This window comes from Clostridium cellulovorans 743B, assembly GCF_000145275.1.
GTDB classification, from domain to species: domain Bacteria; phylum Bacillota; class Clostridia; order Clostridiales; family Clostridiaceae; genus Clostridium_K; species Clostridium_K cellulovorans.
This window is the reverse complement of record NC_014393.1, coordinates 1,556,020-1,569,942: the sequence shown is the minus strand read 5'-3', so window position 1 is coordinate 1,569,942 and position 13,923 is coordinate 1,556,020. Positions and strand designations below refer to the sequence as shown.

At 33.2% G+C, this 13,923-nt stretch carries 9 protein-coding genes; all 9 read right to left on the bottom strand.

All coding sequences use genetic code 11. The features are described from left to right. Positions 1-177: 177 nt before the first annotated feature. On the bottom strand, positions 178-1,521 hold the full coding sequence (gene gdhA, locus CLOCEL_RS06400) for an NADP-specific glutamate dehydrogenase (protein WP_010076102.1): 1,344 nt from the start codon (positions 1,519-1,521) through the stop codon (positions 178-180). Between the two features lie 796 nt (positions 1,522-2,317). Next, positions 2,318-2,506, bottom strand: a complete 189-nt coding sequence (locus CLOCEL_RS06395) for a hypothetical protein (RefSeq protein ID WP_010076103.1) — start codon at positions 2,504-2,506, stop codon at positions 2,318-2,320. A gap of 336 nt (positions 2,507-2,842) precedes the next feature. Next, complete coding sequence (locus CLOCEL_RS06390; RefSeq protein ID WP_010076104.1) at positions 2,843-5,884, bottom strand: glycoside hydrolase family 98 domain-containing protein; 3,042 nt, start codon at positions 5,882-5,884, stop codon at positions 2,843-2,845. An 883-nt stretch (positions 5,885-6,767) separates the two neighbouring features. Further along, complete coding sequence (locus CLOCEL_RS06385; protein ID WP_010076105.1) at positions 6,768-7,631, bottom strand: methionyl aminopeptidase; 864 nt, start codon at positions 7,629-7,631, stop codon at positions 6,768-6,770. Positions 7,632-7,657: 26 nt separating this feature from the next. Beyond that, the gene (locus tag CLOCEL_RS06380; RefSeq protein WP_010076106.1) at positions 7,658-9,136 is read right to left on the bottom strand and encodes a hypothetical protein; all 1,479 of its coding nucleotides are present in this window, start codon (positions 9,134-9,136) and stop codon (positions 7,658-7,660) included. Positions 9,137-9,157: 21 nt separating this feature from the next. Next, positions 9,158-9,961 (bottom strand): shikimate dehydrogenase, encoded by an 804-nt coding sequence (aroE, locus tag CLOCEL_RS06375; RefSeq protein ID WP_010076107.1) that lies wholly within the window; start codon positions 9,959-9,961, stop codon positions 9,158-9,160. 114 nt (positions 9,962-10,075) lie between these two features. Continuing rightward, positions 10,076-11,569, bottom strand: a complete 1,494-nt coding sequence (locus CLOCEL_RS06370; protein WP_010076108.1) for an Hsp70 family protein — start codon at positions 11,567-11,569, stop codon at positions 10,076-10,078. 27 nt (positions 11,570-11,596) lie between these two features. Then, complete coding sequence (locus tag CLOCEL_RS06365) at positions 11,597-13,255, bottom strand: Hsp70 family protein (protein ID WP_010076109.1); 1,659 nt, start codon at positions 13,253-13,255, stop codon at positions 11,597-11,599. Between the two features lie 19 nt (positions 13,256-13,274). Continuing rightward, the gene (gene grpE, locus CLOCEL_RS06360) at positions 13,275-13,910 is read right to left on the bottom strand and encodes a nucleotide exchange factor GrpE (protein WP_010076110.1); all 636 of its coding nucleotides are present in this window, start codon (positions 13,908-13,910) and stop codon (positions 13,275-13,277) included. Positions 13,911-13,923 lie beyond the last annotated feature (13 nt).

Sequence of the window (13,923 nt, the reverse complement as noted above, 5' to 3'; positions counted from 1 at the left end):
TATGTATGTATTTTGATTTGTTTAAATATATACGCTGTAAAAGTAAAATTACCTCTAAGACTCTATTTAACATTAAGAAATTACTATAAGTCATGACGTAACTTTAATGGATCATATATTTGAATTTCTATATAATAAAAAACGAGTTCAATTGAACTCGTTTTTTATTCATTTATCTTACACTATTCCTTGTGCAACCATAGCTTCTGCAACTTTTAAGAATCCTGCAATATTTGAACCTATTACAAGGTCTCTTCCATCAGCATAATCTACAGCACAAGCTTTAGAACTTACATATATGTTCTTCATGATGTTCTTTAATTTTGCATCTACTTCTTCTTTAGTCCATGATAATCTCATAGAGTTTTGGCTCATTTCTAAAGCTGAAGTTGCAACTCCACCAGCATTTGCTGCTTTTCCTGGAGCAAATAATGTTTTATTTCTTCTATATACTTCAATAGCATCAAGAGTTGAAGGCATGTTAGCACCTTCTCCTACAGCTATACATCCATTTTTAACCAATAATTCAGCACTTGCTTCATCAATTTCATTTTGAGTTGCACATGGAAGTGCTATATCACAAGGCACACTCCAAATATTTCCACCTTCATGATACTCTGCTTCTGGATGAACTGCTACATACTCTTTAATTCTCTTTCTTTCAACTTCTTTAAGTCTCTTAATTAATTCTAAATCTAATCCATTTTTATCATAGATATAACCATTTGAATCTGAACAAGCAACAACTTTTGCTCCAAGTTCTGTAGCTTTTTCAGTAGCATAAATTGCAACGTTACCTGAACCAGATACTACAACAGTCTTTCCTTGGAAGGATAATCCATTATCTTTTAACATTTCATCTACAAAATATACTAAACCATAGCCTGTAGCTTCTGTTCTTCCAAGACTACCTCCATAAGTAAGTCCTTTACCAGTAAGAACACCTGCTTCATTAGCATTACGGATTTTCTTGTATTGACCAAACATATAACCGATTTCTCTTCCACCAACACCGATATCTCCAGCAGGAACATCTGTATCTGGTCCTATATGTCTAGCTAACTCAGACATGAAACTTTGGCAGAATCTCATGATTTCTCTATCTGATTTTCCTTTTGGATCAAAATTTGATCCACCTTTTCCTCCACCTATAGGAAGACCAGTTAATGAGTTTTTAAATATTTGTTCAAAACCTAGGAATTTAATTATGCTAAGATTTACAGAAGGATGTAATCTAAGTCCACCCTTATATGGTCCGATAGCACTGTTAAATTGAACTCTATAGCCTTTGTTCACTTGAACCTTACCATTATCATCAACCCAAGGCACTCTGAACATTACTACTCTTTCAGGCTCGATTATTCTTTCTACCACGCCTTCTTCAATAAACTTAGGATTTTTTTCTAGTGCAGGTACTAGTGAAATTAAAACTTCTTTAGCAGCAGCCTGAAATTCAGTTTCACCTGGATTTTCCCTTTCTAGTTTTTCAATAATATCATTTATATATTTTTTGCAATCCATTAATAATTGCCCCCTTTGTAATATATCTACATATATAATTATACATTTCTATTTCCATAATTCAACCTATATTTTTATGATAATTTAAAAAATTTTCTCACAATTTGCATAATAATAATAACAAATCACCATTTGTATAATTATATTAATAATTATCAACAACTTCTAGCTTGATTTATGGTTTTTTCATTGTTTTTTTGTTATTTTTCCACAATTCTTCTTCTTCCAGACTTCTTTTTTTCTTTTCTTGTTCTCTAAAACACTGTGGCTGAAAACGTATAAACACACTTAAGTTTGTTCTTATAAACGCAAAAAGAACTATATTTTTTCCATTTTTTTATCCTCATATACCTATTTTATCTTCAAAATTTCTATGGCTTTTTTGTTGTTTTTCTACAATTCATTCCTTTTGAAGTTTCTTTCCTTATTTACTCATTCTAAGGTAATAAAATTGAAAACATATAAAAATGACAAAAAACTTTAACTGAAGTTTTTTGTCATTTTTGAAACCTCTAGTAAAGCCTTCTTAATATATATACACGTTTTGATATGCATTTATTCCTACTAAATTAAATATTGTGGATGTTTTAAAGGAAACTCCATTTTTATTCAATGTCGTATGATAATGGTATCATTCAAACCAGCGCTTATCATAAGTAGATACGGTGATATGCTTGTACCTGTATTGCTGTCTGAACTCAGATCCGTAGTAAGTCCTGGAGCGGCACATTGCACCGACATAACTGAATAAATCTGGACGAGAAAATCCTATATACAAGGATTCTCTGGCGCCCATTTAAAAAATAGTGATTCCAGTATTGTCTTTACCTTTTTTTATGGAATAATTCTTCTTCATATACGGCATAATTTCTTTGACAATCAAATTGATGAAATTATCATATGTAGTATTATCAGCCGCATCAAATCCCCTCCTAAAATCATACTGTATAGCACTGGCATATATATCTGGAAATACTACAATCATGTCTTTAGTTTGACCAGCTGCAATAATATTTACGATAATTTGGTAAAGTCTACGTTAAGCGTCACCTGAGTCAAGAAGTGCGTCTTCATTTCCCCAATATCAATATAGTACGTATAATATAGGATATTCCTTACTTTTGCTGTAACCTACCGACAAAAAAACATTTATCTCCTTATTCCTTTTACATCTGTTTGAGTAGAAAATTTTTTCATATTTATCGTGTGATACATTTGATTAATCTACTGTCGCGTTGCTTGGTTCTGCATCTACAATGGATGTGTTAACTGCTTTCACATATACTATTGAATCTATTTTCACATTAACCGCTTCAGAAAATCATGCAACTTTACCCAATATAAAAACTTTCAAATTAGCAAAATCAAGAGCATTAATCTTTCCATCACTATTTAAATCAGCATTTTCAGTATTTATATTAGTTGGGTTTCCAAGTAAATAACTTTTTAATAATGCATAATCTAGTGAATTAACTTTATCATCATCGTTAACATCACCAATTATTGTATTAGAATATTTAGTTTCTTCAAATGTCCACAATTGATTATTCTTACCTCCATAAGTCCACTGACATACCTTTGTACCCTCAGCAGTTTCAAAGTTATAATCATCTAATACTTTAGTTTGATTACTAGCCATAGTTGCAATTGCATATGCCCCCGCTGTTGACGGAGCTTTGATAGAAAACTTCTGTGCATTATTTGAATATGCATTGTAAATCTGAATATTTGTACCATCTTTATCTTCGCCATTGGCTACATCAACCATAAATTCACCTAATGCACTTTTTAAGGTTACATAACCATTGCCCACATTTTTCAGGTACCATTTTTGGCCAATAGCTCCTGAACCTGTACCAAGTTCAACATTTTGAGCTGCTTGTCCTATATTCTTTGCAACTTGAAGGTATTTCTGTGCATTAACATTTTTAATGCAATACCATCCATCGTTTAATGTTACGGTATTTCCCATTGTTGGTACTGTTGGTGTTGTTGGCGCTGTCACTGTTGCATCTCCGAAATCACCTGATACAACAAAATTGTCCAAATACAATGTGCTAGCTAAAGTTGCCGTTGCTTTCACTTCTACCTTGTTATCACCTTTGTTCAATGAAATGGACTGTTTTATGGTTTTCCAATCACTGAGGGACGCTCCCTTAGAAAGAGAGAGAGTCTTTACCTTAGTTCCATTTACATACAAATCAACACAATTGATGTCAGAAGTAACAGCATAGCGAAGTGTCCAATCAAAGCTACCAGCTTTGGTGGTTGTTACTGTATCCTTAACCGCAGCCGTGGATTTTGTACCAAATTTCATAAAGCCCTGTCCCCAGTAGCCTGTAATTCCACTACTGCATCCATTTGCTACATTACCCTCAACATTCTTAGTATCAAAGAATTCGCCTTCGTATTGACGAGTACCAGTATAAAAAGAAGCACTTGCTGGCTTAGTCACTGTAGCAGTTGAATAGTTTTTCAAACGATTGGTTTCTGCACCAGAGCAATTAACAGTCAAATCAAGTGGGCCATTATGCTGAACAGTCAGCGTATAAGTGCCATCGCTACTCAAACTTCCAGAAACGATACTTTTCGCCTGATTGACCCCTCTGTCCTTATATGTAAAAGTAGGGTTAGAAGTACAGCCATAAAATTTGAAAGTATTTGTTTTCAGTGTTGTCTTATTGTCCTCATCATAGTTATTGAGGTAGATATTAATATGATCACTGTATTCATTAATCAAACCCGATGCATATTCAGAGTAGGTAACCTCCATCTGCTTACAGGTGTTGTACTTCAAAGCTAGATAGCCACCTGCTGCAGTACCAATTTTATTCGGATTATATGTCACCCATGTATTCTCATATCTTCCCGCATAGCAATTTCCCGAATATTCTGATGGAAATAGCTTATTAAATTCATTTTGTTTAGCGGCAATAGTTGTCCATCTAGAGGAAAGCTGAGATTGTCTTAGCTGCACATCAAATGATTTTGCCAACTCATCATTAAGTGCATATACAGTAGGAATTGTAGGATATCGTCCAGTGCTTTTGTATAGATTGGTATTATCCTTGAGATTTCCATCACCAGGCATTCTATATAAGCCCTCAAATAAAGTCGCATAAGTGCTATATTTGTTATGGTCGTCACCAGTAGTATTATCCTGAATCACTACAACCTTTGTACGGTCAATTACTTCCTGACGGGTTGGGATTTTTATGGTTCCGCTAATTACCTTACGAAATACATCAAGAAAATCATTCTGGTACTGGTCATGCATTGCCCATGAACGCACATTGTAGCCCTCGCTATCCTTAACGCCCCCAACTTCTTTGAAATCATCTGCCCATATAAGTTCTGGTCCATCAATTATCGTAGCACCATTGAAGGCCATTCTTTCAAGAACAATCGGAAGACCTGTGGATACTCTGTATTGATTTTTCGAAGAAAGTGGTTTATCATCTGCTGAGCGATCAGTCCAGCCTGTTTCATCGTATCTTACTCCAAAATTACCACAGTTACCAGAAAGATAGGCTCCAAGCACTTCACTTTCTACATCCTCAATAAAGCTACCTTGTGTGTATTTTTCTTCAAGGATATAGTTTTCAGAATATAGACTGCACGCTTCTCTCCATTCAGTACACTTTTTTAGCATTGCAATTGGATTCAGCGGCGAGCTCCACTGATTTGCACACCAACTGATGTTGAGATATCCACCGTATTTGTTACATAATTTCAGAAGTCCTGCAAAATGCTGATAACGTTGGAGAGGCGTTACAGGAAAATCTTCAGATTGAAACCCCCAAAATTGTTCGCTGTAGTTATAGCCGATAAAACTTGGATAATCTCTGAAAAACTCTGCAAAAAGCGTATTTTCAAAATCATAGTTGGCAGAATAATCAGGGAAGTGACACTGTCCACCACTTGAAGGTTGAATCATTGTCCACACACCTTTATCAGAGCATGTTTTTAGCCATGACTTTGCAGTTTGATATCCATCTTGAACCATTAACCATTTATTGTTTGTACTGTCCCAGTTAATGGAGAGGGAAATGTTGAATACAACATATGGCAAAATATCCTCCGGAATTAAGTCAATTATTTTTGCTGGATCCGCGTAATTCCATGTGTCAATATGTACAATCAGCATTGGTTGTTCCGATGACACAGGGCGTCGCAGATTACTTGTTGTGGCAGCATAAGCTGTAAGTGGTGTAATGTTCAATGACTGATTCGCCAATGCTTCAATTCCACCTAAAATGCCAGATTTATTAGCACCTGACTTTCCTTCAAAGGGAAGGAAAGAAATCATGCTGATCATCATTACTGCAGATATCAGCATAGCAAAGAATCTTTTGATCTTCATAAAATTCACCTCATTAATTTATAGACTAAGTCTAAATATACTTTATTTTTAGATATTTTTTTGTATCGTTTCCAGTAAGCTTATATTGAATCTTGTCTTAAAATCCTCATGTCAAAATAAACTTATGGTTTTAATGTATGTACCTGCATAAGTAAATGTGCTCATAAGACCACCTCTTTTGTAATCGTTTTCAAACCAAGACACACTTTCATTTAGCTATGCACAGATAAAATTATAGCAGTACAACTGTTAACATTTCTTAGTTACTCTCACCCCCATAAAATAGTATTCTCTCTCTCATCTTAAATAAATAATCTAAAAAAACATTGATTTCGCCTATCTCCCCCTACTCCATTTCTTTGATTTGTTATTTTATATGAACATTGATCTTTTCAGTTTAATTAAATGCAATAACTTAACCATAAGTAATTACTTATCAAAAATAGAAAAGAAACAATGAACACAGCTCCTATAGATGATAGTATCATCACGTTACTACAAATCTAGTATTTATATATATTCATAAACGTTTACACAGACAGTAGTGTTTATCCCTATTATGCGAAAGAAATCTTGATAATACTTACATATATCCAATTTATTTCTCTATATTTAAATGTTAATTTAAAATTCCATAATTTTATACTTACTTTAGTAATCATCTTTTATATGCCTTAAGTAATATATTCTATAATATAGATACGCTAGTATACCTAACTGGAGTGCTCTAATTAAAATGGACATAAAAAAACTCCCTCGATTCCTCAGGGGAGTAAGTTCCGCTGACTAAATCGAAGATTTAGAGCATTCCTTAAAGGAAACTCCTCCTCGATTCCTCGGAGGAGTAAGTTCCGCTAGCTAAATCGAAGATTTAGAGCGTCACTTATGTTAATATTTCTACGCCGGTTTCTGTTACTAGGACTGTGTGTTCCCACTGTGCGGTTAATGAACCGTCATCTGTTACTACCGTCCACTCATCGTCTAGGATAGCTATGTCTGGTGCTCCTTGGTTGATCATTGGTTCTATAGTAAAAGTCATTCCTGGTACCATAACCATTCCTTCTCCTGGTTTTCCTACATGGGGTACAAATGGATCTTCATGAAATCCTAGTCCTATTCCATGCCCTCCAAATTCAACTACAACAGAATATCCGTTAGCTTCTGCATGGCTTTGAATTGCATTGGCCATATCGCCTAATGTGTTATATGGTTTAACAGCCTCTATACCTTTATATAAACACTCTTTTGATACTCTAACTAGTCTTTGTGCTTCTTCTGAAACCTCTCCGATCAAGTACATTCTACTAGCATCGGAATAGTATCCATCTAATATTGTAGATACATCCACATTGACTATATCTCCATTTAAGAGCTTTTCCTCTTTATTTGGAATTCCATGACATACTATATCATTCCTAGACACACATACACTCTTAGGATATCCATCATAATTTAAATCTGCTGGGATCCCACCATGTTCTATAGTGTAGTTATAGACAAGAATATCTATTTCCTCTGTTGACATTCCTTCTTTTATTTTTTCTTCAACTAAATCAAGTATTCCAGTTGTTATCTTTGCACTTTTTCTCATTCCTTCGATTTGTTCTGGTGTTTTTATTATATTTCTTGGTGGTATTTCATAACCAACCTTCTCCATCTCTTCCAACTTCAAATCCATATCGATGTGACACTTTTTATACTTCTTTCCAGATCCACACCAGCACTCATCGTTTCTATTTAATTTCATCTGTTTTTATCTCCTTATTTCATTATCTAAACCCATCCTTGAAAAAAGCTTTTAGCTCTTTCAAAAAAGGTGTTTTTCCCTTTATTTCTTGATTGACTACTACTTACATTCTTATTATAAGTATACTCCTTATAATCATTTGTTTCATCTATATTTTTGGGAGCTTTCGGAGTATCAAAACAAGTTCTTCCTTCCGTTTCATACTCTTTATTATCTTTAGTATATATAACTTTGATTAAGTAGCCATAGGTTTTTCCGTTTTCAACTTGATAGTCTATAACTTCCATTGCTTTTGTTTTAGCTATAAGCTGACCATCACCTCTAAACATAGGGATATCTCCTTCTTTCTTCCACACTTCTATGTAATGAGGAATAGTTGGATTTTTCCAATAAACCTTAATGTATCGATCTCCAACCTTAGTCAAGACATCATAAACCTCATGTTTGTAACTTTGCGTTTCAGTATTTTCCTTACCTCTATTTTCAGCCTTAGTATAATTACTTTTATTCTGTTTATAAATTAAAGGATCTTTTGTAACTTCAATAAAATCCTCATTATACTTATATCCATCTGCTTTATTTTTAGTTGCTTCTACTTGATTTTTTTCAGCGTTTTTCTCCATATATCCTTTGCTGTTTATCTCTTCTCCAACTAGAAGACAAACTTTATTTCTTATACAATATCCTAGGATATAATCCTTTGCTTCTTCCTTTAAAAATCCATCTTCTATAATAATTTCTTTAATAATAGAATATTCATTTTCATATATTACCCTTTTAACAGCGCATATATCTAAAATTTCATCTATGTAATTAAGCTTCTCTTTTCTTAATATTTGATCATATTCTTCCTTTGTACTTCTTGTTTTAAAGACTATTTTGCAAAGTCCGTGAAGTTCTCCCTTTGCTGTAGCCTTCATATCTTTTTTCCCAATACGTCTTATCTCCTCATAAATCCTAGCATTTGCTTCTTGAAGCTCTACTATTGTAGCAGTATTTTTCATATTCAAAAAGTTATATAATGAAGTAATATTGAGAATATCTAAATTTACTCTTATCTTTTTATAAAGCAATGGCTCAACAAAACTATGCTTTCTCGGTGCTTCTTTTAGATGGATTTTAGTCTTTGCTAAAACAAAACTTCTTCCCAGCTCCGGATATCTCGAAACTATACTTTCAAATTCTTCATAGGTAATATATCCCTTTGCTGATAACACTGATATAGTTCTACTTAAGCGTATTTTTGCATCTCTTAATATCTTATCCCTTTGTATTTTTGCCTCCTTGACATACTTTAATCGTTCTTCTTTATTTCCGAGCATTATTTTCTGTATCTCTGGAAGCTTCTCCAAAAATAACTTTGCTTCGAAACTTTTACTAGGATGATTAATCATAGACGACCAATATGCTCTTTTTACTTCAATGGCTTTTTTTATCTTTTCTTCATCCTCTTCAACAGGTTCAAAGGAAAGACCAAGAAGGGTAAAATAATTTAAGTTCTTCATACGCCCCCCTAAAATAAATTGCTAAAGTTTCTGACTAAATTCTTTTAAAATGTATTGATATATTTGTTCCACAACCTTATCTTCTATAACTGTATTATTCCATATTTCTTGTGCTTTTATCGCCTGTCCTACAAGCATATATAATCCATTAACCGTTTTTAATCCTGCTTCCCTAGCATGCCTTAAAAATAAAGTTTCCATTGGATTGAATATTAAATCAACAGCTACTTTAAACTTAGATAAAATTTCTTTATCTACAGGCGAATTCTCTACCTTAGGAAACATTCCTACTGGTGTGGTATTTACTACTACATCCATGGATCCACACAAGGCTAATTCTTCATAGGTTATACATCCATCTTTCTTCTCTCTGCTAACTAGTACAATTTCCTTTGCACCCTTATCCCTAAAATAGCAAATAACGCTATTTGCTGAACCACCTGTTCCAAGAACTGCAACAGTCTTTCCTTCTACTGAAACTCCAAAAGCATCAAGCATCATTCCAAAGCCATAGTAATCTGTATTATATCCAAAAACTTTATTATCCTTAAAATGAACAGTATTAACTGCCCCTATTGTCTCAGCTTCTTTTGAAATCCAATCTAAATGCTCAATTACATCTATCTTATAAGGAATAGTAACATTTATGCCCTTAAATCCTAAAAGTTTAAAAGCTTTTACTGCATCACATACTTGATTCCTTTCAAGTTCATATAAATCATAATGCCCTTTTACTCCCAAGTGGTCTATTATTCTTTCATGTATTTGAGGTGAAAGACTATGTCCTAGCTTTTCTCCTATTAATCCATATAAATGTTTTTCCATTTTAGCATCTCCTTTTTATCGATTATATACCTATATAATAACTGATAAAAACCTTACAATGCTATAATTTATCATATTTTATAATCTATATTTCATTATTTTTTATAATAATAGTCATCGGATAAATAATTCCTGTTTAAGCAGTCCTATATCCGTTTCAACATTCTTAATCTTTAAAGAAAGTACTTTTCCCGTCTCTCTTTGGTATGCTCTTAAATTAATTATCTCTTCTTCCGTATAACTATATTCAATATCTATAATTGCCCCATCTTCAGTAATATGCTTTATGTCAGTAAAAATATACTTTCCTACGATAGTACATCTTTGTAGACTTTCATTATCCCCTTGAAGTACATATATTTCTATGTAATTATTTTGATGCTTTTTTGTGGCTAACTTATAACTTTTTCTTACTACTACAGGTATTCTAGTATCTTTAGGTATAACTATTTTATTTATAAGCTTGTTTCCCTCTTCATTTACAGATATTATTCCTATACCGTGAACAGCAGCTGAAATAACTTTTCTTCCTGTAGGAATAGTCTTAACCTTCCATGGTAAATGTGTACTCCCATGAATAGCTGCCCCTATAGCTACTGATTCCTTTAGGTTGCAAAACACCTTTGAAATCTTACCAAAAAGCTTATTAATTCCGTCCATAACCATGGGCATTTTAGAGCCACAGCCTACTAAAATCACTTCATTTACATCTTTTATCGAAAAATTCGCATTAGAAAAAATTTTTTTTGTTAGAATAAGGGTCCTATTAAGTAAATCTTCTGTAAGCCTTTCAAAGTCCTGTCTAGTTATTTTATAGCAACCTTTTTCACCGGCATAACTAAGGTTGACTTCAACAGAATTTCTTATAGTTAACTGCTTTTTTATTTTTTCTGCTTTTATCAAAAGATCTCTATAAAAGTCAAGGCTGTCCAAAAGCCAAATTCCATGATCCTCGTTAAATTTATGTACAAGATAAAGAGCTATCCTTTCATCCCATTCATTGCTTCCTAGATCCGTAGTTCCTTCTGTTGCTAGTATTTCTATATTCTTTAAAGTAATATTTACAAGAGCTACTTCAAATGTACCAGCACCCAAATCATATATTAAAATCTTTTTATTTCTTTGAAAGGTTTTAATGCTATATGCAATCGCCGTAGCAGTAGTTTCATTTAATAATTTTACACTTTGAAATCCAGCATTTTTACTGGCTTTTATTATAGCTTCTCTTTGAAAGCTTTTATACTTTCCAGGCACCGTTATTACAACTTTGCTTATTTCAGTGTTTAGTCTAAGCTCCGCATCTTCCTTTAACTTTTTTATAACTAATGAGAAAAACTCTTCTGCTTTATATTGCTTTCCATTATGTTGTTCCTTAAAATACTGATTTCCAATATTCCGCTTAAAAGAAAAAGCTATATTCCCTTCGCCCAATACTTGAAGTTCCTTTGCTTCATCTCCAACAACCATATCATCATTATCAAAGTAAATGACAGAGGGGGTGTTTACTTTACCTTCTTTATTCCTTAATACCATAACTTGGCCAATACTATTAGCTACAGCCATAACTGCATTATTTGTACCAAAGTCTATTCCTAAACTATATTTCAAAGTATTCCCCTCCATCATTGTTACTTTCTATGATACTATTATATTTTTACTTCTTTCTTTAGCTTCAACTAATTCATCTCCAGAAATAACGCAGGTAGTCTCTATAGCAATTTCTACATTCTTATTATCCCGAGTTTCTCTGGCCCTCATTTCTAATCTTCCATCCTCATTTAAAGTAAATGTTATTAATATAGGTGAGTTATAAGGAAGTCCTGGTGGTAGACTTAATTCTGCCACACCTATCTCCTGAGCTAATTCTAGTTCTATTACTGATTCTGATACTTCACTTTCCATTATTCTTATAAGGGCACTTTCTTGTCCTTCTTCATTTGTTCCATATCCTTTTGTAACTTCACATGGTACTGTTGAATTCTTAAATATTAAATTAGATACTATTTCATTTCCCTTACTATCAATAGCAACTACTCCAAAACTCTTACTTACAACGTTGCTAATTTCTATATTAGCCCCTTTAACTGCTGCAAGCTTAAATCCTGTGTCATCAGCTATATCTTGAAGAACTCTCTCTAATATATCATCATCAATATTATTTTCTTCAAGATTACTTCTTACTTCCTCAAAAGATTCACCGCTGTCTTCAGCTATTCTTCTTATAAGTTCATCATTTATAGATAATTTATTCCCATATAAAGCAGCTCCCTTTGCAACTGCTTCATCTGGATCAAACAATCGTGGTTCTATATTAAATTCTCTATATATCGCCTCTCTTACAACAGGCATTCTACTTGACCCACCAACCAATACTATTTCATCAAAAGAATAGTAACCTTTCTCTTTAGCCTCTTCTAGCATTTCATGAGTTAAACTCATTGTTCTTTCTAACAAGTCATATGTTAAGTCTTGAAAAACCTCTCTAGTCAAACTAATTTTAGCTTTCTCTCCATTATAGTTAACAGAAATAGGTACCATTTCTCTCGTAGACAATATCTTTTTAGCTCTCTCAGCGCTATTTTGAAGTTCTTGAGCTGTTTCCAAGTCACTTAGTATATCTTCATTAATTCCAGTTTGCTCAACGAATTGTTCTTGAAGATAACAAATTATTCTATCATCAAAATCTTTACCACCTAGGTTATGATCTCCGCCAGTACATATAACTCTTATCGAATCTTGCTTTATGTCTATCATCGATATATCAAAAGTACCACCACCAAGATCATAAACAAGTACCACTTTATCCTCACCATTTTCAAGGCCATAAGCTAAAGCAGCAGAAGTAGGTTCATTCAAAATTTGTCTAACATTAAGCCCAGCTATTTCTCCAGCTATTTTTGTAGCTTCCCTTTCATTAATACCGAAATATGCAGGACAAGTTATTACTACATCGTGTATTTCTTCTCCTAGAGCTTCTTCCGCATCTCCTACAAGCTTTCTTAGAACAAATGCTGAAAGTTCTTCTGGCTTATATTCATTTTCTTCATCATACTTAAATACAAATTCTCCGTTGCCCATATTTCTCTTGATAAATGATACAACTCTATCTGGATACAACTTTGCACTTTCTTTTGCAACACTTCCCACGATAATCTTGTCTTCATCAAAGAAAACGACAGAAGGGGTTGTTCTCTCATTTTCAGCATTAGCAACAACAACAGGCTTTCCAAATTCATCCACATACGATATGCATGAATATGTAGTCCCTAAATCAATCCCATAAATCTTATCCATTAATCATTCCTCCATTATTTTAATTTGTCTCTACGCCATTCTCTTCAACAGAACTGTTATACTTGTAAATATCTACCAGTTCTTTTTTTAGTATTTTATTTTCCCATCGATATCCTTGCCTTATGGATTTTGCAATGGTATTGTGCATTAACTTATCATTAATTTCCACTAGCTTATTGATAGTATGAATATTACCATCAAAAATTTTTCCTAGGCTTTCATAGCTTTCTATACCTTGTCTATATAAAATATTACTAATTTCCTCTGAATAGTCCTCAATGGTCTTTAAAAGCTTTTCTGGACTAAGTTCAGATATTTCCTTACGCTTTAGTTGCTGTACTCTTTTTTTATTAGCTTCAATTTCAAAAATCATATCCTCTATCATCGGGGTTATGGATTTTATCAAGAGATTCTCCCTATACCCTCTCAGTTCCTTATATAATTTGTCTATTTGTTCATCTTTCTTTACATCATATTTAAGCTTGCTATTAAATTCTCTCATCAGTAGCTTTAACTGTTTATCAACGCTTTCAAATCCATCATTAATTACATCAAGTAATGAAATAGACGAATAAAGCTCTTCTTCCTCCTCTTCATTAATAAACAAAGGGTCATTTTCTCTTTCTTGTATTGGTAAATCTCTATTTTCTTCCATGGCCCCTCCTTAC

Bases quoted from the DNA above. Each gene is read 5' to 3' on its own strand.
- gdhA (WP_010076102.1), bottom strand. From the start codon at position 1,521: ATGGATTGCAAAAAATATATAAATGATATTATTGAAAAACTAGAAAGG.
- aroE (WP_010076107.1), bottom strand. From the start codon at position 9,961: ATGGAAAAACATTTATATGGATTAATAGGAGAAAAGCTAGGACATAGT.
- CLOCEL_RS06380 (WP_010076106.1), bottom strand. From the start codon at position 9,136: ATGAAGAACTTAAATTATTTTACCCTTCTTGGTCTTTCCTTTGAACCT.
- CLOCEL_RS06395 (WP_010076103.1), bottom strand. From the start codon at position 2,506: ATGATTGTAGTATTTCCAGATATATATGCCAGTGCTATACAGTATGAT.
- CLOCEL_RS06390 (WP_010076104.1), bottom strand. From the start codon at position 5,884: ATGAAGATCAAAAGATTCTTTGCTATGCTGATATCTGCAGTAATGATG.
- CLOCEL_RS06365 (WP_010076109.1), bottom strand. From the start codon at position 13,255: ATGGATAAGATTTATGGGATTGATTTAGGGACTACATATTCATGCATA.
- grpE (WP_010076110.1), bottom strand. From the start codon at position 13,910: ATGGAAGAAAATAGAGATTTACCAATACAAGAAAGAGAAAATGACCCT.
- CLOCEL_RS06385 (WP_010076105.1), bottom strand. From the start codon at position 7,631: ATGAAATTAAATAGAAACGATGAGTGCTGGTGTGGATCTGGAAAGAAG.